At 41.8% G+C, this 22,284-nt stretch carries 16 protein-coding genes and 1 pseudogene; 3 read left to right on the plus strand and 14 right to left on the minus strand.

The features are described from left to right. Window positions 1-690: 690 nt before the first annotated feature. Entirely contained in the window at window positions 691-870 is a 180-nt protein-coding gene (locus ACOT8F_RS14165; protein WP_421652586.1) for a DUF4368 domain-containing protein, read from the plus strand. Between the two features lie 324 nt (window positions 871-1,194). On the opposite strand, the gene ACOT8F_RS14170 is transcribed toward ACOT8F_RS14165, so the two are convergent. From ACOT8F_RS14170 to ACOT8F_RS14185, 4 genes are all read right to left on the minus strand, one after another. Next, the gene (locus tag ACOT8F_RS14170) at window positions 1,195-1,632 is read right to left on the minus strand and encodes a BrxA/BrxB family bacilliredoxin (RefSeq protein WP_421652587.1); all 438 of its coding nucleotides are present in this window, start codon (window positions 1,630-1,632) and stop codon (window positions 1,195-1,197) included. Between the two features lie 90 nt (window positions 1,633-1,722). Continuing rightward, window positions 1,723-2,736, minus strand: a complete 1,014-nt coding sequence (gene meaB, locus ACOT8F_RS14175; protein WP_421652588.1) for a methylmalonyl Co-A mutase-associated GTPase MeaB — start codon at window positions 2,734-2,736, stop codon at window positions 1,723-1,725. Further along, window positions 2,733-4,895 carry a methylmalonyl-CoA mutase gene (scpA, locus tag ACOT8F_RS14180; protein WP_421652589.1) on the minus strand — a complete coding sequence of 721 codons (2,163 nt, stop codon included), beginning with the start codon at window positions 4,893-4,895 and terminating at the stop codon, window positions 2,733-2,735. Before scpA ends, meaB begins: the two co-directional genes overlap by 4 nt. Then, complete coding sequence (locus ACOT8F_RS14185; RefSeq protein WP_421652590.1) at window positions 4,892-6,802, minus strand: methylmalonyl-CoA mutase family protein; 1,911 nt, start codon at window positions 6,800-6,802, stop codon at window positions 4,892-4,894. The genes scpA and ACOT8F_RS14185 overlap by 4 nt, the downstream gene beginning before the upstream one ends. 363 nt (window positions 6,803-7,165) lie before the next feature. On the opposite strand from ACOT8F_RS14185, the gene ACOT8F_RS14190 reads away from it, so the two are divergent. Then, window positions 7,166-8,062 (plus strand): diacylglycerol/lipid kinase family protein, encoded by an 897-nt coding sequence (locus ACOT8F_RS14190; protein WP_421652591.1) that lies wholly within the window; start codon window positions 7,166-7,168, stop codon window positions 8,060-8,062. A gap of 225 nt (window positions 8,063-8,287) precedes the next feature. Here ACOT8F_RS14190 and ACOT8F_RS14195 read toward each other — a convergent pair whose 3' ends face one another. From ACOT8F_RS14195 to ACOT8F_RS14230, 8 genes and pseudogenes are all read right to left on the minus strand, one after another. After that, window positions 8,288-9,595, minus strand: coding sequence for a dihydrolipoamide acetyltransferase family protein (locus tag ACOT8F_RS14195; RefSeq protein ID WP_421652592.1), 1,308 nt, complete (start codon window positions 9,593-9,595; stop codon window positions 8,288-8,290). A gap of 25 nt (window positions 9,596-9,620) precedes the next feature. After that, on the minus strand, window positions 9,621-10,604 hold the full coding sequence (locus tag ACOT8F_RS14200; RefSeq protein ID WP_421652593.1) for an alpha-ketoacid dehydrogenase subunit beta: 984 nt from the start codon (window positions 10,602-10,604) through the stop codon (window positions 9,621-9,623). Window positions 10,605-10,616: 12 nt separating this feature from the next. Beyond that, complete coding sequence (locus tag ACOT8F_RS14205; protein ID WP_421652594.1) at window positions 10,617-11,609, minus strand: thiamine pyrophosphate-dependent dehydrogenase E1 component subunit alpha; 993 nt, start codon at window positions 11,607-11,609, stop codon at window positions 10,617-10,619. An 81-nt stretch (window positions 11,610-11,690) separates the two neighbouring features. Further along, complete coding sequence (lpdA, locus tag ACOT8F_RS14210) at window positions 11,691-13,112, minus strand: dihydrolipoyl dehydrogenase (protein ID WP_421652595.1); 1,422 nt, start codon at window positions 13,110-13,112, stop codon at window positions 11,691-11,693. 18 nt (window positions 13,113-13,130) lie between these two features. Continuing rightward, a complete protein-coding gene (buk, locus tag ACOT8F_RS14215; RefSeq protein WP_421652596.1) occupies window positions 13,131-14,237 on the minus strand; it encodes a butyrate kinase in 1,107 nt (368 codons plus the stop codon). 81 nt (window positions 14,238-14,318) lie between these two features. After that, entirely contained in the window at window positions 14,319-15,419 is a 1,101-nt protein-coding gene (bcd, locus tag ACOT8F_RS14220; protein WP_421652723.1) for a branched-chain amino acid dehydrogenase, read from the minus strand. A 21-nt stretch (window positions 15,420-15,440) separates the two neighbouring features. Continuing rightward, a pseudogene (locus ACOT8F_RS14225) lies at window positions 15,441-15,697 on the minus strand (phosphate acyltransferase); the annotation flags it as partial. 300 nt (window positions 15,698-15,997) lie between these two features. After that, on the minus strand, window positions 15,998-18,064 hold the full coding sequence (locus ACOT8F_RS14230) for a sigma 54-interacting transcriptional regulator (protein WP_421652597.1): 2,067 nt from the start codon (window positions 18,062-18,064) through the stop codon (window positions 15,998-16,000). Window positions 18,065-18,241: 177 nt separating this feature from the next. Here ACOT8F_RS14230 and ACOT8F_RS14235 point away from each other — a divergent pair, with 177 nt between their 5' ends. Then, window positions 18,242-18,499, plus strand: a complete 258-nt coding sequence (locus ACOT8F_RS14235; protein ID WP_421652598.1) for a DUF2627 domain-containing protein — start codon at window positions 18,242-18,244, stop codon at window positions 18,497-18,499. A 138-nt stretch (window positions 18,500-18,637) separates the two neighbouring features. On the opposite strand, the gene ACOT8F_RS14240 is transcribed toward ACOT8F_RS14235, so the two are convergent. Together ACOT8F_RS14240 and ACOT8F_RS14245 are read right to left on the minus strand one after the other, a co-directional pair. Next, a complete protein-coding gene (locus ACOT8F_RS14240; protein WP_421652599.1) occupies window positions 18,638-19,381 on the minus strand; it encodes a glycerophosphodiester phosphodiesterase in 744 nt (247 codons plus the stop codon). A gap of 116 nt (window positions 19,382-19,497) precedes the next feature. Further along, window positions 19,498-22,071: a bifunctional 2',3'-cyclic-nucleotide 2'-phosphodiesterase/3'-nucleotidase gene (locus tag ACOT8F_RS14245; protein ID WP_489672230.1), complete on the minus strand. Its 2,574-nt coding sequence runs from the start codon at window positions 22,069-22,071 to the stop codon at window positions 19,498-19,500. Window positions 22,072-22,284 lie beyond the last annotated feature (213 nt).

The following is a 22,284-nucleotide window of genomic DNA, read 5'->3' on the forward strand; positions in this document are numbered from 1 at the left end:
CAACATTGAGAGGTCTCAAAAAATTGTCCATGCAAGCGATGCTTACTTTTGCTGCCATGAACTTAAAGAAGATGGCAACTTGGACTTGGGAATCTGGAAAAATGGCATAAAAGTATCCAAGGAAGAGTTTGTAAAGCATTAAATTACTTAAAAATGAACAAAAAGGCATCCGGATAGAGACATCCGGATGCCTTTTGTCTACAAACTGAAAGAAACTGCAAATAGCAGTGCTTTTAATATTATTTTATAGGATTAAATTAGACGAAGCTTTCTTAAGCAATCGCATCCTTTAGCACAATAAAAAGCGAGCTTCTATTTTGCTGGTTTAGTTTAATAACAAATTCTAATAATTGAAAAGGTCTTTATCCAACTGGCAACCTCGCAAAAAAGCCTGTACAAATCAGGGTTATTAAAGAGAAAGAATTAACCAGCATAGTATTGAAAGAATTACAAGAGTTGTCCTTCTCAATAAACAAAGGTCAGTACCAAAAACAGCTAGAAAGTAAACTTAAGGCTACTTTGAAAAGTGATGAGAAAAAATTACTTTGAAGGAAATTGCTGATCTAGCTTCAAAAAAAGTTAGTTTAATTAACCTTCTTGCTGATGGACTGATCAATAAGGAAGAATACCAGGTAGTCACAACTGCTTATAATAAGAAAGCTGAAAGAACTTCAAAGAAGAAATATTGAGATGAAGCTTAATCAGAGTGAATCAGTAGGACACCTACAGAAATTAACGATTGAACTCAAAAAATTTGCGAGTTTTGAAGAACTCACTCCTGAAATGCTCCATCGCTTAATTAAAAGAATTGAAATTAGTGCAGAAGGTAGAGTAAAAATCTTTTATAGATTTTCACTCCCCGCTGCATAATTTTTTTAATTAGGCTGTTTTCGAAAAGATTGTTGCTATTCGTATAGTCTTAGAACACGCATAAAGATTAGCTTCGTGACATCTTTTCTTAAAATTCGCAAGTGTATCAATGCTCATTAATCACTTAAATGGATGAAAAAACAACAAAGTTTAAGAAAAGAGCCTTTAATTTTACGAGGAATAAAGTAATCCTGCAAATCAGTGATTTCGATGAAAGTTTTTTATACAAATATTTTCTCTCTGTTAGTTAACTCAGGATTGGAGGACCGATTTTTAAAAAGACACTTAAAAAACCCTCCATAAAGGAGGGCCTGCCATTATCCATTAAACTTCACTGCAGTTTTCTTCAAATGCATTCTGAAGATTCGTCACAACTGCGATCGGCTCGTGGCCTTCAATTTCATGACGCTCAACCATTTTAACAAGCTTACCGTCCTTCAATAAAGCAAAGGAAGGGGATGATGGCGGAAATCCAGTGAAATATTCTCTTGCTTTTGCAGTAGCTTCCTTGTCTTGCCCTGCAAAAACGGTTACAAGCTGGTCTGGACGCTTATCGTAATGAATGGCGTGGGCAGCAGCTGGCCTTGCTATTCCTCCAGCACATCCGCAAACGGAATTCACCATTACTAAAGTTGTACCTGGTTTATTTAAAGCTGCGTCAACATCATCAGCTGTTGTCAGCTCTGTATAGCCTGCTGCAGTTATTTCGCTGCGTGCCTGTCTTACCACATCATTCATAAAAAGGTTGAAATCTATATTCATGAAAACACCTCTCCTCTTTTCTTATCCTTCTATCTTACCAAGAGTTTACGCTATTGGGCAAACGGAGTGACTTTACAAAAATGATTACACTCAATTTTTTGAAAAAAACTCGTCTAAAAGCGATTGCACGTTAGCTGCCACGGCCACTTTTTCTTTTTTTAAATCCTCTTCAAAAGCACGAATCTTTTCCTTTATTCCTTTGCTGTTAAAAAAACGGAACATGAGCTGCTCCTTGATGCTTTCATAAAACCAGTCTTTCTGCTGTTCCATTCTTCTTTCTTCAAATCCGCCGCTTCCCAGTGTAATCTCTTTAAATTTTTCAATAATTCCCCAAATCTCTGAGATACCTTGTTCTTTTAAAGCAGAGGCTGTGACCGCTTCTGTCGTCCAGCCCTCTGTATAGGGCTTCAGAAAATGGAGGATCGTATTGTATTCCTGCATGGCTTTTTTGGCTTGCGCCACATTCTCTCCATCTGCTTTATTAACCACAACGAGATCAGGAAGCTCCATGATGCCCTTTTTCATCGTTTGCAGTTCATCACCCGCTCCTGTCAGGACAAGAAGAAGAAAAAAATCGACCATTCCCCTTACCATAAATTCTCCCTGGCCGACACCGACCGTTTCAACAAGAATAATATCGTAGCCTGCAGCCTCGCATAATAAAATCGTTTCTCTTGTTTTCCGGTTAACTCCACCAAGCACCCCGCTTGAAGGGGAGGGCCTGACAAACCCTCTTGGATTCCTTGCCATGCGCTCCATTCTCGTCTTGTCTCCAAGTATGCTCCCTTTAGAAACCTGACTGCTTGGATCTACCGCAAGAATAGCTACCTTATGTCCTTTATCACATAAAAGCGAGCCAAAAGCATCGATAAACGTGCTCTTTCCCGCACCAGGCACTCCGGTTATCCCAATTCGTAAAGACGGTTTTCTTTCAGGAGTAATCTTCTGAATAAGCGATTGAGCTGCATCAAAGTGCTGTGGGGCATTACTTTCAATCAGTGTAATTGCTTTAGACAGCATGACTCTGTTCCCTTCAAGTACTCCCTCGGCATATTCTTCCGGCGAAGGCCCGTCAAAACCAGCCTTTCTCTTTTTTCGGATCATTGATCCTGCACATCCTCATATCCAAGACGGTCATAAATCTTTTCAATCACTTTTGCTGCTGCAACAGGTATGACGGTGCCTGGCCCGAAAATCTCAGCAGCTCCACTTGAGAAAAGAAACTCATAGTCTTCAGGAGGAATCACGCCGCCGGCAATGACGAGAATATCTTCTCTGCCGTTTTTTTTCAATTCTTCAACAAGCTGAGGCAGAAGTGTCCTATGTCCTGCAGCAAGTGAACTCATCCCAATAACATGCACATCATTTTCTATTGCCTGCTGGGCAGTCTCAGAAGGTGTTTGAAACAGCGGTCCGATATCTACATCAAATCCTAAATCCGCAAAGGCTGTTGCAATTACCTTCGCTCCTCTGTCATGCCCATCCTGACCAAGCTTCGCAATGAGAATACGCGGTCTTCTTCCCTCATGCTCCTGAAATTCATCAGCCAGCTTGCGGACAGAGGAAATTTCCTGTTCATTTGTAAACTCAGAGCTGTAAACTCCGCTGATCGATCGAATGACAGCCTGATGTCTTTTGCTCACCTTTTCAATGGCAGAGGAAATCTCTCCAAGAGTAGCCCTGTTTCTCGCAGCATCAACTGCAAGCTCAAGGAGATTGCCTTTTCCGGTAGCTGCGCTTTCTGTCAGAGCGTCAAGCGAGCGTATGACGGCTTCCTGATCTCTGTTTTTTTTCAGTTCTTCCAGTCTTTTTATCTGCTTTCTTCTTACTTCGGTGTTATCAATATTTAAGACATCTAGAGCATCTTCCTTTGAAAGCCTGAACTTATTCACACCGATGATGCTCTCTGCCCCGGAATCAATTCTTGCCTGCCTTCTGGCTGCTGCTTCCTCAATCTTCATTTTAGGAAGCCCAGTTTCAATGGCCTTTGCCATTCCGCCGAGGCTCTCTACTTCATCAATCAGCTTTTTGGCGCGATCAATGAGTTCTTTTGTGAGCGTTTCAACGTAATAGGAGCCGCCCCATGGATCAATGACATTGGTAATACCTGTTTCAGCCTGAAGATGGAGCTGGGTATTACGGGCAATTCTTGCCGAAAAATCCGTAGGAAGGGCAATCGCTTCATCCAAAGCATTTGTGTGAAGCGACTGGGTGTGTCCCATCGCTGCCGCATGGGCTTCCATGCATGTTCTGATCACATTATTAAATGGATCCTGTGCTGTCAGGCTCCAGCCTGATGTTTGGGAATGGGTTCTAAGGGCAAGCGATTTCGGATTCTGCGGGTTAAACGGCCGGATCATTTCCGCCCACATGTAGCGTGCTGCTCTCATTTTCGCCACTTCCATAAAATAATTCATTCCAATTGCCCAAAAGAAAGACAGCCTTGGAGCAAACGAATCGATGTTCAGTCCTGCTTTCAAACCCGTTCGGACATATTCAAGCCCGTCTGCCAGCGTATAGGCAAGTTCAATATCAGCTGGCGCTCCTGCTTCCTGCATATGGTAGCCTGAAATACTGATGCTGTTAAACTTAGGCATGTTATTGGCAGTGTATTCAAAGATATCCCCGATGATCCGCATAGACATTTCCGGAGGGTAAATATAAGTGTTCCGAACCATATATTCTTTTAAAATATCATTCTGAATGGTTCCTGCGAGCTTTTCAGGCGGTACTCCCTGCTCTTCCGCTGTTACGATATAAAATGCCATAATCGGAAGAACTGCGCCGTTCATTGTCATCGATACACTCATTTCATCAAGCGGTATTCCGTCAAAAAGGATTTTCATATCAAGGATCGAGTCGATTGCTACTCCAGCCTTTCCTACATCTCCAATAACACGCTCGTGATCAGAATCATAGCCTCGGTGCGTGGGCAAATCAAAAGCCACAGAAAGTCCCTTCTGTCCCATTGCAAGATTTCTCCGATAGAAGGCATTACTCTCTTCAGCTGTAGAAAAACCGGCATACTGGCGGATGGTCCATGGCCTGTTCACATACATGGTTGCATACGGTCCTCTTAAATAATTCGGAAGCCCCGGAAAGGAGTTCAAAAAATCAGCTTGATCAAGATTAGATTCATTGTAAATATTTTTAATGAAAATACGTTCATTTGTTTCATATCCTAAAGAAGCATCAGCCTCTGTGTGCTCATTTATGTTACTCCCATTTACTAGAGAGGTTTGCGAAAGGTCGATTCTTGTCATTCTGTAACCCCCAATCGGTTATGAAGCTCCAAAAGAAATTCATAGATATTCATTCCATTGTAAAGAGTGCCTGCAACAGGATATTGTTCAAGAAATTCCGAGTTTTGGCGCCCTGCAATCCAGATGCTTCCTGATTTTCCAATGGCATGAAACAGCTGGTCATCAAGCTTTAAGTAGGCATCATTTGTTCCGCATAAAATAATCTGGGAAAATTCTCCAATTCCGTCAAGGTTCTCTGAAGAAAAAGCCGTCCAATCAAGCCCCCCCGATGAAAGGATGCCTGTTACATAGTCCTGTCTTGCTTTGTATTCTTTTAAAAGGCCGAAAGTGACCAAAGCAACCTTTGGGAAAGAACCGGTTCTTTCTTTAAAGGCTAGAGCATTCAGACGAAGTCCCTCAAACGTCTCTGATAGCCTGACTGGCTTCAGAGGCTTAATGCCCGATTGGATGTTTTCTCTCTTTTCAATAAGGGCAGTTTCACCTTTTTTATGAAGTGTCAGCTGCTCATGAAAGGGAGAAGATGGATGGAGCCTGCTCCTTGAAAAGGTGCTGTCCGCTTGAAGGAGCCGGTCTTCTTTATTGGCATACACGTTCGTTCCAATCATCTCAGTTTTCCGCGTATGGAAGTCTTCCACCCTTTTTTCAAGCACTGCTGATATGTCATCCTGGATATACCCTGATAGCATAGCTTCTTTAAAGCCGCCGAGCTCCTCAAGCTTTTGGATTTCCTTCCAGGCTTTTTGAGCAAGCTCCTCTGTAAGTGCTTCTATATACCAGGAGCCCCCGGCAGGATCGGTTACTTTGGATAAAAGGCTTTCATCACTCAGCAAATAATGCGTATTTCGTGCAATGCGATCAGATAAGGGATCATAAGTACCGTCAATTTCGTTAAACGGTGAGATATGTAAGCTGTCTGTACCTCCTGCAATGGCAGAAAATGCTTCAGTTGTTGACCGCAGCAAATTAACATGAAAATCAAGCTTTGATTTATTTAAACGCGAGGTTTCACTGTGGAGCGTAATCTTTTGCGCTTCCCTGTCTCCTCCAAAAGCCGAAGCAATGGTGCTCCATAAACGCCGTGCTGCTCTCAGCTTGGCTATCTCAGTAAAAAATTGTGCATCGGTATTGAAGCTGAAAGCCATTTTTTTCATATACTGATTCGCTGCATAGCCCTTTTCCTGCACTGTATTTAGCCATTCAATACTTTTAGAGAACGTATAGGCAAGCTCCTGAACGGCATTTGCGCCGGCTTCATGAAAATGCTCGCCTTTGAAATAAGCCGTTTTGACGAAGGGTGCCTTCCCTGCACTCCAGTCTGTATAGTCAAGAAGCCACTCGATTTCCTCTTCCGCTCCGCTTAACGTTTGCTCCCCATAAAGAACGCCTTCAAATGGATCAAACCCAGCTATCCCTTCAAGGGATACAGTCTCAGCTTCCTTTAACACGTCAAGGAATGCAGCAAAGACAGCTGACTTCGCTGGATCTGAACTAAAATCAAAGACGGCATGAAAGGATTCTGAGCACAAGCTTGCGTTAAAAGCTTCCTTCCAGTCCTCCACACTTTCAAGTGATGAGAACTCCTTCAGGAGCAGCGAGTTTTGTCCTCTTTTAAAGGCTTCATCAAGCTTTCGCTTTAAAGCATGAGGAGATTCACCACCATCTACACATTGACTGATTCTCCATCCAGCACTTTTTTTTGTTCCTCTCACATAAGGGAATTCACCGGGCAAAGCTTGATGCTCCGAATCCCCCTCTGAGTAAAGCGGTTTCAAAATAATTTTTTCGATGCTTTCCGTAAATAATGAATCAAAGGGTTTTGTTTTTAATGCCTTTTCTGCTTCCAATTGCCAATCTTTTTCTGTTATCCCTGTAAAAGAATTTCCTGCATTCTGATTTGTTTTCATCATTGCTTCCTAAACGGAAGCCCACCCCCTAAGAATACGTTTTCAGTAAACAGTAAGCCAAAAATTCAGAATTATTTATAACTAATTTTATTTTAGTACAAGAATCTATTTCCATCAATCAAATGAAAGAGCGTTTTTATTCCGTATTCATGTGGTATAAGTAGATAACGACTCATGACATTGAAGCTTTTAGAACCGGAAGCTAGATAAACTGGAATTTCATTTTTGCCTTGCTCATTGCTGCTTTACATATAGCTAGTTAAAAAAGGAATCAATTGATCCAATAAGAGTACCCTATTATCCATACCGCAATATTTACTAAATGATGCAAAAAAAGCTTAAACAGCCATTAAAAGGAGATATAGGATGGAAGATTTGAGGAAATCCTTATTAATTGTTAACGGAAAAGCTGGTCAAAAGGATTTAATGAAGTCGCTTGGAATGGTGGTTCCCATTTTGGCTGATGCTCATCCGAATCTTCATATTTTGCAGACAAGCAAACCGACAGATGCAAAGCAATTCTGCCAAATTCACGGTGAAGAGGCCGATGTCATTTATATACTCGGCGGAGACGGAACCGTTCATGAATGCATTAATGGCATTTCCCCGCTTTCCAGGCAGCCGAAGATCGGGATTTTGCCTGTAGGGACTTGCAATGATTTTGCCAGATCACTTCAGATTCCCTTGAATTTAAAAGGAGCTGCGGAAGCGTTAGTAAATGGAAAAGAATTAAAAACGGATGTCGTATCATTGAATGAAGATTATTTTTTGAATTTCTGGGGAATTGGCCTGATTACTGAAACTTCTAATAACATTGATGGGGCTCAAAAAGCTATTCTCGGGAAGATCAGTTATTTTTTGAGTGCTTTTCGCTCCATTCAGCAGATAGACCCCTTCTCCTTTAAACTTTCAATAGACGGAGAAGAAATGGAGGATAAAGCCGTTATGATTCTTGTGGCAAACGGAAAGTTTATCGGAACGAACGAACTCCCTTATCCAGGGATCAGCGTTCAAGATGGCAAGGCTGATGTGTTTATTTTAAAAACAACCAGCCTCTCCGTTATGAAGGATTTGCTGAATATGAAAGGTTCCTATAAATGGGATAATACAGAGAAAGATCTCCTTCACTTTCAAGGGAGCCAAATATCCATCACCACAGATTTACCAATGGAGGCTGATACGGACGGTGAAGTTTACAGCCAAACCCCTGCAGCCATTTCTGTTAAGAAAAATCATTTGCGAATGCTTGTCCCACAAAAATGAACTAAATTCAAAAGGCTCTTTTCTTAAACTTTATTATTCATGACCCAATATTTAGTATTCAAAACCATTTGTTTGGCAAGAACTTTAAGAAAAGATGCCACGAAGCTAGGCTAAATACGAGATACAAACTTGTACAAAATCAAACTTCCGTGCGAAAATAGGCTTTCAAAAAAGGTGCAGCAAGCGTTTTTCAACGCTGTCTGCACCCCTTTTTTATCTTTTCCATCAATAAACAGACGTATTTTCTTTTGAAATGTTCTCTAAAATTTCTTTTACCCTCGCCAGGAATCTTCCGCATACCAATCCGTCAAGAACTCTGTGATCCAATGATAGACATAGGTTCACCATATCCCTTACAGCGATCATGCCATTGTTCATGACAACGGGACGTTTGACGATCGATTCAACTTGAAGAATCGCTGCCTGAGGATAGTTGATAATGCCCATAGATTGAACAGAACCGAAGGATCCAGTGTTATTTACGGTAAATGTACCGCCCTTCATATCGTCTGAGCTCAATTTTCCTGAACGGACTTTGCCGGCTAGCTCCGTAATGTCGCGTCCAATTCCTTTAATTGTTTTTTCATCTGCATTTTTAATGACAGGGACATAAAGTGCATCTTCTGTCGCAACAGCGATTGAGATGTTAATGTCTTTTTTCTGAATGATTTTGTCGCCTGCCCACATGGAATTCATCTCTGGAAACTCCTTTAATGCTTGAGAAACGGCTTTTACAAAGAAAGCGAAGAAGGTAAGATTAAAGCCTTCTTTTTTCTTAAAATCATTTTTAATGGAATTGCGGTATTCAACAAGATTTGTCACATCCACCTCAACCATTGTCCAGGCGTGAGGCGCTTCATGCTTGCTTCTCAGCATATTGGCTGCAATGGCTTTTCGAATACCTGTAAGCGGAATTTCAATATCTCCAGGTGCAGCAGAAACAGCTGTTTCAGGCTGCTGTTTTTTAGGAGCTTGAACTTCTGGGGCTTGCGGAGCAGCTGTTTTTTCAGGCTCTTTCGAATTTACTGCTTCATCAGTTTTTGCTGGCTTTTGTCCGGCCTGCGGTGCATTTCCGCTCTCAATCAGCAATGTCAGATCTTTTCTGGTGATTCTGCCGCCTGCACCAGATCCCTTAACCTGATCCAGATCAATATTATTTTCCTGTGAGAGCCTAAGCACTGCAGGAGAGTAGCGTTTTTTATTGGATTGATCGCCCGTTTCTTTCGCTTCTTCTGAGGAAGTGCCAATTGGATCCTCCTTGGCAGGAGCTGCTTCAGCAGGTTCCGGAGCACCTTCAAGCTCCACCTTGCAAATGACTTCTCCTACTGCAAGCGTGTCGCCTTCTTCTGCTGTCAATTCTTTTATAACACCAGTATAGGATGACGGAACCTCTGCATTTACTTTATCTGTCATCACTTCTGCTATCGGATCATATTTGTTCACTTTGTCACCAGGGCTGACGAGCCATTTGCTGATCGTCCCTTCTGTAACACTTTCACCAAGCTTTGGCATGGTAATCTGTTCTACAGCCATTCTATTACCTCCTTATGAAACTTGATTAGTATTCAGCAAGCTTTCTCATGGCTTCTTCTACTTTATCCGGATTAATCATAAAATGCTTTTCCATCGTCGGAGCATATGGCATTGCAGGAACGTCAGGACCTGAGAGCCTCACGATTGGTGCATCAAGATCAAAAAGGCAGTTTTCTGCAATAATAGCAGACACTTCACCCATAATGCTTCCTTCTTTATTGTCTTCTGTTACCAGGAGGACTTTTCCCGTTTTAGATGCGGCTTCTATAATGGCTTCTTTGTCAAGCGGGTAAACGGTTCTCAAATCCAGGATATGAGCAGAAATACCATCCTGGGCAAGGCGTTCTGCTGCCTGAAGGGCAAAATGCACACTCAAGCCGTATGTAATAACCGTAATGTCTTCCCCTTCGCGTTTTACATCTGCTTTCCCGATAGGAAGAACATAATCGTCTGCCGGTACTTCTCCCTTAATTAATCGATAAGCCCGCTTGTGTTCAAAGAAAAGAACGGGATCGTTGTCTCTTATTGCTGCTTTCAAAAGTCCTTTTACATCATAAGGAGTTGAAGGCATAACAATTTTCAATCCAGGCGTATTAGCAAAAACAGCTTCTATTGACTGCGAGTGATAAAGAGCACCGTGAACTCCGCCGCCGTAAGGAGCACGAATGACGATCGGACAATTCCAGTCATTGTTGGAACGGTATCTTATTTTTGCTGCTTCAGAAAGAATCTGATTCACCGCTGGCATGATAAAGTCGGCAAATTGCATCTCTGCGATCGGTCTCATTCCGTACATCGCAGCTCCGATTCCAACACCTGCTATAGCCGATTCAGCAAGAGGCGTATCGATCACCCGCTCTTCTCCAAACTGGTCATATAAACCAACCGTTGCTTTAAATACTCCGCCTTTTTTTCCTACATCTTCTCCTAATATAAATACACGCTCATCGCGTTCCATTTCTTCACGAATTGCCATTGTTACTGCATCAATATAAGAAATAACAGCCATTATTCTTCCCCCTTACTCCGCATATACGTGCTTCATAGCTGATTCTGGCTCAGCATATGGAGCATTTTCTGCATAGTCAGTCGCTTCGTTGACTGTTTTCAAGATGTCATCAATTATCTCTTTTTCCTGATCTTCTGTCATAACGCCTGTTTCTTTCAAATAAGCGGAAAAGGTTGCGATTGGATCATTTTTTCTTGCCTCAGCAACTTCATCCTGTCCGCGGTAGCTTCGGTCATCATCATCGCTTGAATGAGGAGTCAGCCTGTAGGAAATCGTTTCAACGAGTGTCGGGCCTTCTCCTCTTCTTCCTCTGTCAGCTGCTTCTTTTACAACCTGATAGACTTCAAGAGGATCATTTCCGTCTACTGTATAACCAGGCATTCCGTATCCAATGGCACGGTCGGAAATTTTTTCGCACGCCACTTGTTTTTCATATGGCACGGAAATAGCATACTTATTGTTTTCACACATAAAAATGACTGGCAGCTTATGTACACCTGCAAAGTTTGCCCCTTCATGAAAATCTCCCTGATTCGAGGAGCCTTCACCAAACGTAACGAATGTCACAAGGTCCTTTTTCTCCATTCTTCCTGCAAGTGCAATCCCTACAGCATGGGGAACCTGAGTTGTAACAGGTGAAGATCCGGTAACGATCCGGTTCTTTTTCTGGCCGAAATGTCCAGGCATCTGGCGGCCGCCTGAATTCGGGTCTTCCGCTTTTGCAAATCCGGAAAGCATTAAATCTTTTGCCGTCATTCCAAATGCGAGCACAACGCCCATATCTCTGTAATAAGGAAGAACGTAATCTTTTTCCCTGTTGAGGGCGAAAGCAGCACCAACCTGTGCGGCCTCTTGCCCCTGGCAGGAAATAACAAACGGGATTTTCCCGGATCGGTTCAAGAGCCACATCCGTTCATCGATTTTTCGGGCCATAACCATTGTTTTGTACATTTCAAGTACGTCTCTGTCTTTTAGCCCTAATGCTTCATGACGATTTTCAGCCATAGCAAACCCTCCTGTACGAATTAGTCTTTCTGGATGAAGGCAAATATGAAGTGATTGGCCTCCATCACCAATATTGTAGAATTATGAGTGGATCGCATTGCCATCAACAGCAAGTGCCGCTTCTCCAATAGCTTCTGCCAGGGTAGGATGCGGATGAATGGTATGGGCAATCTCCCAAGGGGTTGCATCAAGAACCTTTGCAAGACCTGCCTCAGAGATCATATCCGTAACATGCGGCCCGATCATATGAACACCAAGCAAATCATCTGTATCGGCATCGGCAATAATTTTAACAAAACCATCTGATTCACCGAAAACAAGGGCTTTGCCGATTGCGCGGAAAGAAAATTTCCCTTTTTTTACATTAAATCCTTTTTCCTCTGCTTCTTTCTCTGTGAGCCCCACACTCGCTACCTCTGGCGTAGAATAAACACATTTGGAAATTTGAGTATAATCGATTGGCGCTGGATTTAAATTAGCTGCATGCTCGACTGCTTTAATCCCTTCGTGTGAAGCAACATGGGCCAGCTGGAGACCGCCATTAACATCACCAATAGCGTAAATATGGGATTCTTTCGTCTGGTATTGCTTGTTTACAGCAATAAACCCTTTTTCCAGCTGAATATCTGTGTTTTCAAGTCCAATTCCTTCAACATTTGCCTGACGTCCAACAGAAACGAGCATTTTTTCAGCAGTATAAGATTGATTCTCACCATTTTTTTCAGCGGAAATCGTGACTCCTTCTGTTTTATCAAGGCTTTCAGCCAGAACCTTTGCTCCAGTTATAATGCTGATTCCTTTCTTTTTAAGAAGTCTTTCCATCTCTTTCGAAATTTCATGATCTTCCGTCGGCAAAATTCGATCAGCATATTCTAAAACGGTTACCTGAACTCCAAAATCAGACAGCATTGAAGCCCATTCGATGCCAATAACTCCGCCGCCCACAATCAAGATGGAAGCTGGCAGTTCAGTCATTTTCAATGCTTCTTCAGAGGACATAACACATTCCCCGTCTATTTCAAGACCAGGAAGAGTACGAGGTCTTGATCCTGTAGCTATGATGACATTTTTAGGAATGAGCATCTCATTTTCGGTTCCGTCATTCATTTCTACAGAAATAGTTCCGGGCATCGGCGAAAAGATGGAAGGTCCAAGGATTCTTCCCGTTCCTTCATAGACACTGATTTTCCCCTGTTTCATCAGATGCTGCACACCTTTATGCAGCTGATCCACAATTTCCTGTTTCCGTTCTTGTACTTTTGTAAAGTTAAGCGTCACATCAGATGCCAAAACCCCATATTCCTCGGATTTTTTTGTCTGTGCAAAAACTTCAGCGCTCCTGAGCAAGGCTTTACTTGGAATACATCCTGCATGCAGGCACGTTCCTCCAAGCTTCCCTTTCTCAACGATGGCCGTTTTTAACCCGAGCTGAGAAGCTCTGATTGCGGCCACATACCCTCCGGTACCGCCGCCTAAAATAACCAGATCATATTCGGTAGCCATTTTTTAAGCTCCTTTCTACTAAAACACTTCGGTATTAATCTTTTTGTCTGGATATACCTTCGCCATTTCTTCTCCTCTTAGTACGCGCAGAGCCCCTTCTGTTAAAGCAAGAAGTTCGTCTTCTCCAGGAAAAACAATGATATCTGCGATCCAGTCCACATAGGATGAAATTTCTTTAACAAAATCTTTTCCGTGTGCTAAACCGCCGGTCAAAACAATCGCATCTACTTTTCCTTTAAGCACAGCACTTGCTGCTCCAATTTCTTTCCCAATTTGATAAGCCATAGCCTGGAGAACAAGACGCGCTTTTTCATCCCCTGAATCAGCCATTTGCTGAGCAGCCTGAGCGTTATTCGTGCCGAGATATCCGACAAGCCCTCCCTGTCCGGCAAGCTTTCTCATGACTTCTTCACGGAAATAGTCACCCGAAAAGCACATGGCAGCAAGATCTCCGCAAGGTACAGTTCCTGCACGCTCGGGACTGAACGGACCATCACCGTGCAGACCATTATTGACGTCAATGACTCTTCCTTTATGATGTACACCTACTGTAATGCCCCCGCCCATGTGGGTGATGATCAGATTCATTTCCTTGTAGGATTTTCCATGCTGTGCTGCTACTTTTCTGGCAGCCGCCTTTTGGTTCAGGGCATGAAAGATGCTTTTTCTTTCTATTGAAGGGATCCCTGAGATTCTCGCAATGGGCTCCATTTCATCAACAACTACAGGATCAACAATATAAGAAGGAATATTTAATCCAGATGCGATTTCGTAAGCAAGGATACCGCCAAGATTTGAGGCATGCTGGCCAGCATATCCCTTTCTTAGATCCTGGAGCATCTTTTCATTGATGATGTATGTGCCGCCCTCTATCGGCCGCAGCAAACCGCCTCTTCCGCACACAGCACTAATCTTTGAGATATTCATGCCTTCTTGATCCAGCGTCTCAAGTACGGCTTGTTTGCGAAATTCAAATTGATTAATCACACTGTTGAATGAACTGATTTCATCCGAATCATGCCTCAGAGTTTTTTCAAACACCAGCCGTTCATTATCAAACACACCAATCTTAGTGGATGTTGAACACGGGTTAATAACAAGTATCCGAAATTCTTTCTGGAACAATGTTAAACCTCCAAAATAGAGATGAACCGGAGCTGATCAGGCCAGCTCCATCCATCATCTTTTTAAAAATTGCTAATTACCTTACTTAGAACGGCGGCTAAGAATATGATGTCCATTTTGCAGGAATTGGCTGCGGGAATTGCGCATTCTTTCAATTCTTTCTTCTACAAGCCTATCAGCCGCTTTATAGGTCGGGATGCCATCTCGTTTAGCAATTTCGAACACACTCTCAATATTGCTGTATATGCCTTCTACTTTTTTCAATGCACGTTCGCGATTATAGCCGTAAAGCTCGTCAGCTACGTTAATAACTCCTCCAGCATTTATTACATAGTCAGGCGCATAAGCAATCCCCATTTCATAGATTGTATCTCCATGGCGAGTTTCTTTCAGCTGGTTATTTGCTGCTCCGGCAATTACTTTTGCTTTAAACTGCGGGATTGTATCATCATTGATCGTTGCACCAAGAGCACATGGCGCATAAATGTCACATTCCACACCGTAAATTTCGTTCGGCTCTACAGCTTTTGCTCCAAAGTCTTCTACTGCACGAGCAACTGCTTCTTTATTAATATCTGTTACAATAAGCTGTGCACCTTCTTCATGCAAATGTTTGCAAAGATTGTACGCAACATTTCCAACTCCTTGAACAGCAACCACTTTTCCTTCTAGGGAATCTGTACCAAAAGCTTGTTTTGCAGCAGCTTTCATTCCTCTGTATACACCATAAGCAGTTACAGGTGAAGGATTTCCTGAAGACCCGAATGCTGGAGAAATCCCTGTAACATAATCCGTTTCTTCATGAATTATATCCATATCTGCTACTGTCGTACCGACATCTTCAGCCGTTATGTAGCGGCCATTAAGCCCTTGAATATATCGTCCGAAAGCACGGAACATTTCTTCATTTTTATCCTTGCGCGGATCACCGATAATAACTGTTTTTCCTCCGCCAAGATTTAAACCGGCTGCAGCATTTTTATATGTCATGCCGCGTGAAAGACGAAGTGCATCCTCGATCGCTGCTTCTTCGTTTTTATACGTCCACATGCGGGTACCGCCAAGTGCCGGGCCGAGTGTTGTATCGTGAATGGCGATGATTGCTTTTAGTCCTGATTGTTTGTCCTGGCAAAAAACCACTTGTTCGTAATCGTACTGTTCCATATATTTGAAAATTTCCATGTTAAAATTCCTCCTAGATTGAATGTTATATAGCTTTCTTTCTGAAGAATCAGCACGGGTGTTGAGAACAACCGGTGCTTTAGCTCCTGCAATAATGGCTCCTGCTTTCGCCTTCGCGAAATAAATTAATGATTTATAAAGTACATTTCCAGCCTCTATTGAAAGACCAGTAAAATATCGGCTTGTCCAGCAGCAGGGCTTTCAATTCCTTTATGTCTGGCATCTGAGAGTGATACAGCATTACCCAAAGCAAGTGGACCATCAACCACACAATTTCTTTCAGCAGGCTATTAATTTTTTCTGTATCGCCAAAAAGCTGAAATTATGCCAATGAAGCCTCCAGTGCCTTTGCTGCAGCTTCAATTACTCCGTATCCTCTGCCGGTGCAGCTGCAACTGTCATTCTGCTCAAAGTTGAAGCTTTTTCGAGCAAAACATGCAGTTTCAATACGCTTTACTCCCTTTCGCTTCATTCATCAGGCCCAATAGAAGAATAAGCAAAAAGTGTGCCATCATAAAATTATTGAAAACGCTTCATTTCCAAAAAATAAATTTGCAAGATTCTGCAAAGCACGCAAATTACTGCATGCTATTTTTTGCAAGTCCGTATTTATCCATTTTATAATAAAGGTTGCGCAATGAAATCCCTAATGCTTTAGCGGTTTTTGTTCTGCTGTAGTGATATCGTTGCAAAGCATCTTTAATAATGGACTGTTCAAATTGTTCGATGGATTCTGCCAAGGTCTGTTCAGCCAAGCTAATTGGAGCAGAAACTTTCTTTGGCGGATTAGACTCCCCCTCTAGGTGCGGCAAATGATGGGAATCAATAACAGATTCTTGATAGGGAATAAAAATCATTGCTCTCCCGAGAACATTTTCAAGCTCTCTCACATTCCCTGGCCAGCTATGCTGCATAAGCATTTGGGCTGCTGATTGACTTAAACCCTCAATGCTTTTTCCATAATCCTGGTTAATCTTTCGGATTAAATGTGTGCTTAAGGCAGGAATATCTTCTTTTCGCTGCCTGAGCGGCGGGATGGAGATAGGGTAGCGGTTCAGTCTGTAGTAAAGATCCTCCCTGAACCTTCCTTCTGCCATTGCTTTTTCTATGTTCAGATTAGTAGCTGTTATTACTCTAACATTAATATGTATGGGATTTGATCCGCCAACTCTGACAATTTCTTTTTCTTGCAAAACGCGAAGAAGCTTCGCCTGCATACTGGCAGACAATTCTCCTACTTCATCCAAAAAAATGCTGCCGTTATTCGCTTCTTCAAAATAACCTATTTTGCCGCCTCGTTTTGCTCCTGTAAAGGCTCCTTCATCATAGCCAAAAAGCTCACTCTCGAGTAGGTGTTCAGAAATAGCAGCGCAATTCACGCGTATAAATTTATTATATTTCCGGTCACTTGCATTGTGTATGGCATGGGCAAACAATTCTTTTCCTGTTCCAGATTCTCCCCTCAGCAATACGGTTGCAGGTGTTTTAGCACCAAGCTTAGCCTGTTCAATAGCCACCTGCATCTCTTCGCTGGAACCGATAATATCTTCAAAAGAATATTTGGCTTCAAGCGTCCGGATAATCTGCCTTGCGCGGTTCAATTCTGTTGTGAGTGTCTGTATTTCAGATACATCATGAATCACACCCACACTGCCTTTTAAAACACCATCAACAATCATTGGGGCTACATTAACCAGGACATCTTTTTTGTTCGGGCCAACTTTCATCCTGGCTCCCCTTACCGGCCGTCTCGTCTGAAGCACCTGCAAGTGCATGCTTTCTCCTTCAGAAATATCTGTCGTTGCAGGCTTTCCTATCACCTGGTTTTCCGAAAGGCCTGTCATGCGGGTATAAGCAGGATTTATAAGAATTCCCCTGCCTTCTTCGTCCACGACAGAAATCGCTTCATCTGAAGATTGAATAATTCCTTCAAGGAGAGTTTGGATTTCTTTCAAATTTGTTAATTCTTCCGCGAGAGCAACAACATCCGTGATATCTTTAAAGAGAGAGAGAGCACCGATTAAAAATCCTGTTTCATCCATGATTGGAATCCTGGTAGTGATAATCTTTTTACCGTTCTCCAATATCTGCTCCTGATTGTATTCAGGTTCTCGTTTTTGGAGAATTTTCGGCAGCATGCTTGAAGGAATGACATCCATTATATCTTTCCCCATCACCTCATGGCGGCTGCATCCGGTAATCAGTTCAGCCATTCGGTTAAAAAGAATGATTTTTTCATTTGCATCAATGACAATCATGCCGTCGTTCGTTGAATCAAAAATGGTATCGTGTTTATTTGTTTCCTCTCGAAGCCTTGCAATAAGCGCTTCCTTTTCATCAATTAGCTGTGACATAATAAAAGCAACAGTTCCAGGGACAACAACTGTTTTTCTGCTTCTTTTTTTGAGAAGCTCCTGTAGCACTTCATCACTGCCCGTTGCTTCCATTACGATATTAATCTGTTCGGAAAGAAGCGGTTTCCAATCCAGACTTGTTAGAATACCAAGCTTTCTGGCATATCGCATGCCAGGAGCGTCATTATCAAGGTCGACCACAGCCACTACATCCAGCACTTTTGTTTCTACCAGCATCTTAAGGAGGGCTGTCCCGCCTTTTCCTGCACCAACTAACATGGCTTTTTGCATGGCACGCCTCCTTGTAGTGAAAAATTCTTCATTAATGCAGCAAGAGAACTGCAACTTCTTGCACATCCATATCATATCATCAAATGTTCGAGGAACAAATCTTTTTAGCTGAAAACTTGACAAAAGAAATTTTTCTGAAAAAATAGTTATTACAAGCCGCACAAAGGAGAATCGTAAATGGTCCGAATTCTTGCATTATGCATTATGCTCATACCCGGGCTTTTGGCTGCATGGGGAATCAAATTGATGAGAGATATGTTATTTGGAATTTTAAATGCCCCTTTTCCTTACTTATGGATGCAATTTATTGGCGGGTTGGTTTTCTTTGTTGGAGGGCTCTCTTTTGTTGGAGGATTTGTTTTTTATCGCGATCGAAAAAGAAGCAAAGTACAGCAGCGTTTTCAAAAAAACAGCAAACGAAAATTAAGCTCATAAGAAAATCGAAAGAGCCAACAGCTTCTTACGGCAACATTCTTAAAGCTGGTCTTTTTTAGCGAAGAGAATTCAGTTCGGGGTAAAGCTCTGAGGATGGGACAAACTTTCATATTTCACCTTATATTAAAACCCGCTCTTTTAACGAGCGGGTTTCTGTTTTTTTCGGAGGAGAAAGGCTTTTTCAGGAAAATCTGTAATAATCGCAGAGCAGCCGCTCTCAAAGAATTGGAGCATTGCTTCCTCATCATTTACAGTAAATGGCCTTACTGAAATGCCAGACTGCTCTGAAAGCTGAATGATGTCGATTTTAGCAGCATGAAGAACAGGGTGAATCGATCTCGCTCCCAATTTTTTGGCATATTCATATGGCTGATATAATCCTTCCATATAAAGGACAGCCGTCTCGATTTGAGGATTCATTTTCATGCATTTCATCAAGCTGTAATGATTAAAAGATGAAAGAATAACACGCTGTTCCAGCTGGAATTGAGTAATCATTTCAATGACCTTTTCTTCAAGTCCAGGATAGTCTTCAATGTCATTTTTCAGCTCAATGTTCAATATAAACAGCATTTTAGAGGCTGCTGCAAAGCTTAATACCTCTTCAAGCGAAGGGATCGCTTGACCCTCAGTAATTTCAGGAAAATCCTTTGCAGCATTATAGGTTTTTAATTCTTCATAGGTAAGATCCCTCACATATCCAGTACCATCCGTTGTCCGATCAATTTGCTCATCGTGAATGACTACCGGAATGCCATCCTTTGTTAGATGTACATCAAGTTCGATTCCATCGGCTCCTGCTCTGATGGCTTCTTCAAACGATATCATCGTATTTTCAGGGTGGGTGCCTGCTGCACCCCGATGTCCAAATATTTTCGTCATGCTTACACCTGCTTTCCTAAAATGGTTTCTCTTTTCACTATACCCTTATAAGCTGCTCTTAAAATGGCTGGTCTGATAAAATATCAAGCACCGCAGGAAACCTGCGGTGCTGCTCATTAATTTTTGCTGTAGTGAAGAGAAGAACCGCCATGAATGCTGTATCCTCCGCCAACCATTAGCATATTATCTTTCACACCGTACACACGATACATATTACCTTTTTTCAGCATTTTCATTTCCTTGCCATTCATCCACAAAGCTGTGTCTGCTGTAAGCTTTGCAAATCCTTCGTAATATACAGCGTTACGGTTTTTACTGACGTAGTAGCCGCCGCCTACCAGATAATGATCCTGATCCATTCCGAATACATGAACGCTTTCGCCTTTTTTGATTGTACGGGTTACTTTTCCTTCTGCATTATACAATGGCATCGCTTCTTTAATCAAAATGCGTCCTGTGTATTCCACTGTGCTGCTGTCGCGTTTCACATAGTAACTTCCGCCAACATTGTACATGTGTTCATCTGAACCGAAAATTTTCAATGCTTCTCCAGGCTTCGCTGATCGGAACAAGCTTGTCGTACCGTCTTCTTTCATTTTCATGATATTAACAGGTTTTTTTATAATGATTCTGCCTACTGAGTACTTCTGAACAGCCATTTTTGTATCTTCTGCCGGCTTTTCCAATTTGATGCTGTATTTAGAAAAACCATTTTCGGATTCGCTGTTATAGCTGATAGACTTGCTAGCTGAAGCAAATTCCTTGGCTGCAGATGAAGACTCAAATGTAATTTTGGCATTAGCGGCATTCCCGGCTAGTGACCAGTTTTGATCTGCGCTTGGATTAATTGTTTTGTTTTCTTCCATGTATCCAAGAAGTGCCTGACGGTTTTCATCTGGGGCTTTATATACAATATTGCTGCCATTTAGTCCAGGGAAATACCCTCCGCCAGAGGCACGATAGTTATTTGTTGCAACAAGAAAATCCTGATTTGGATCAATTGCTTTACCGTTATATTTCAGGTTAACAATTCTGCTCGCATTCGCATTCACGACTTTGCCGTCTTTATCATATTTCGCTGGCTGCGTCACATCGATTTGATAGGTAACACCGTCAATCACATCGTAATTGTAGGATGGGAAATCCAAATTCAATAAAGACTGCTCTTCCGATTTAGCAGGATCAATCTGATTAAATGCACCTGCTGACATTTCAAGCCAGTTTTTCACATCAGAACCTTTTAATTTTACTACTTGAAGAGTGTTGTCATACAAGTATAGATCCCCAATATTTTTAATCGCTAGCTTTCCTGAAGAAATGTTCGTGTAATAATCAGCTCCCATTCTTCCTCCTGCTTTAAATGGTGCTGCTGCTGATAAGATTGGAAGGTTTGCATATTCAGTGCCTTTTAGTTTATCTTTTGCAAACCATCTTTGAGCGTCATTTACAATCTGAATAGAAGGATCGTCCTGCTCAAGGGCGAAATAGCTGTTGATTGGCGCAGTTGTTTGTCCAACTTCTTTGCGGATAAAATCAAGAGTCCCTTCGTGCTCGGACTTTACCGCATCAATGATCGGCTGATAGCGTTCTGCAAGAGATTTTTTGGCAGCTGCATCATATATCGGCGAGGCTGTGGATTGTGAATTAGTAATTTTCCATTTGCCGTCTGCTTTGGAAAGATCCATATCAATAACTCCAAGATGAGAGCCCCAGTTTTTCGGCATTACTACTGGTATATTATTGATTGTCCCTTTTTTCGTATCAATGTTTGCTACATTATTAAAACGGGCATCACCTGGGAAAATATTATGCTGGTGACCAGAAACGATCGCATCTATGCCTGGAACCTTCATGGCAAGATCATAAACAGCATTTTCAGCACCTGCATCATGTTCCACTGTATCAATTCCTGTGTGAGCAAGAACAACAACAAGATCTGCCCCATCTGCTCTCATCTTAGGAACAAATGTTTTAGCTGTCTCCACAATATCTTTTGTAATAACTTTCCCTTCAAGGTTTCCTTTATCCCAAGTGGTAATCTGTGGTGTTACAAGACCCAGATAGCCAATTTTTATTGTTTGATCTTGCCCGTTCTCATCTTTAACTACTTTTTCTTTAATTTGATAGGGAATGAAGTAATTTTTATCGTTGCTAGGATCCTTATCTTTATCATCTGTATAAACGTTGGCGTTTACATATGGGAAATTCGCATCGTTATAAGCCTCTTTCAAAAAATCCAATCCATAATTGAATTCATGGTTTCCAAGTGTAGCCATATCATAATTCAGTAGATTCATAGCTTTAAAAACAGGATGAACGTCTCCAGCTTTAAGCGGTTTTACTTTCACCATGTACTCAGCCATAGGGTTCCCTTGAATAAGGTCTCCATTGTCAACTAGAATAGAGTTTTTTGCTTCACTTCTCATTTTTTGAATCAAAGTTGCTGTTCTCGCTAAACCAAATTTTTCGGTCGCGCTGTCTCCATAGTAATCATAGTCCATAATATGGTCATGGATATCAGAGGTTTCCATTAAACGCAATTTTACTAGCGGAGATGTTTCAGCATGCGCTGATGAGGAACTGGCAAAAGGAATTGCAAAAGGAATTGCAAAAGCACTTGCAGCTACAGCCATAGCCATTGAAATTTTTAAAAGCCGGCGTTTCATTGCTCTCCTGATTCTTCTTTTCATTTTTTTCTTCCTTTCCCTACATCATAGTCTATTAATGATTGCTCTATTATCTTAATGGCTTCGTGTAAATCACAGACGCAAAAATCGTAATTTTTTCGTAAATTTTGTAAAAATACCCATTTAGACCTATTAAGGTTTTCTCTTTCCATCTTCCGAACTAAAAAAACCCCTGCAAAAAGTTGAGGCCACTGAAAAGTCTTTAAAGAATGCCTT

The sequence above is a fragment of the Chryseobacillus diguaensis genome (genome assembly GCF_049220665.1).
Lineage (GTDB): Bacteria > Bacillota > Bacilli > Bacillales > Bacillaceae > Metabacillus_B.

What these genes read in the sequence shown, in the direction of transcription:
- ACOT8F_RS14205 (WP_421652594.1), bottom strand. Translation starts at nt 11,609, where the DNA reads ATGGCTGAAAATCGTCATGAAGCATTAGGGCTAAAAGACAGAGACGTA.
- bcd (WP_421652723.1), bottom strand. Translation starts at nt 15,419, where the DNA reads ATGGAAATTTTCAAATATATGGAACAGTACGATTACGAACAAGTGGTT.
- ACOT8F_RS14230 (WP_421652597.1), bottom strand. Translation starts at nt 18,064, where the DNA reads ATGCAAAAAGCCATGTTAGTTGGTGCAGGAAAAGGCGGGACAGCCCTC.
- ACOT8F_RS14170 (WP_421652587.1), bottom strand. Translation starts at nt 1,632, where the DNA reads ATGAATATAGATTTCAACCTTTTTATGAATGATGTGGTAAGACAGGCA.
- meaB (WP_421652588.1), bottom strand. Translation starts at nt 2,736, where the DNA reads ATGATCCGAAAAAAGAGAAAGGCTGGTTTTGACGGGCCTTCGCCGGAA.
- ACOT8F_RS14165 (WP_421652586.1), top strand. Translation starts at nt 691, where the DNA reads ATGAAGCTTAATCAGAGTGAATCAGTAGGACACCTACAGAAATTAACG.
- ACOT8F_RS14195 (WP_421652592.1), bottom strand. Translation starts at nt 9,595, where the DNA reads ATGGCTGTAGAACAGATTACCATGCCAAAGCTTGGTGAAAGTGTTACA.
- lpdA (WP_421652595.1), bottom strand. Translation starts at nt 13,112, where the DNA reads ATGGCTACCGAATATGATCTGGTTATTTTAGGCGGCGGTACCGGAGGG.
- ACOT8F_RS14185 (WP_421652590.1), bottom strand. Translation starts at nt 6,802, where the DNA reads ATGATGAAAACAAATCAGAATGCAGGAAATTCTTTTACAGGGATAACA.
- ACOT8F_RS14245 (WP_489672230.1), bottom strand. Translation starts at nt 22,071, where the DNA reads ATGAAAAGAAGAATCAGGAGAGCAATGAAACGCCGGCTTTTAAAAATT.
- ACOT8F_RS14190 (WP_421652591.1), top strand. Translation starts at nt 7,166, where the DNA reads ATGGAAGATTTGAGGAAATCCTTATTAATTGTTAACGGAAAAGCTGGT.
- ACOT8F_RS14200 (WP_421652593.1), bottom strand. Translation starts at nt 10,604, where the DNA reads ATGGCTGTTATTTCTTATATTGATGCAGTAACAATGGCAATTCGTGAA.
- ACOT8F_RS14235 (WP_421652598.1), top strand. Translation starts at nt 18,242, where the DNA reads ATGGTCCGAATTCTTGCATTATGCATTATGCTCATACCCGGGCTTTTG.
- scpA (WP_421652589.1), bottom strand. Translation starts at nt 4,895, where the DNA reads ATGACAAGAATCGACCTTTCGCAAACCTCTCTAGTAAATGGGAGTAAC.
- ACOT8F_RS14240 (WP_421652599.1), bottom strand. Translation starts at nt 19,381, where the DNA reads ATGACGAAAATATTTGGACATCGGGGTGCAGCAGGCACCCACCCTGAA.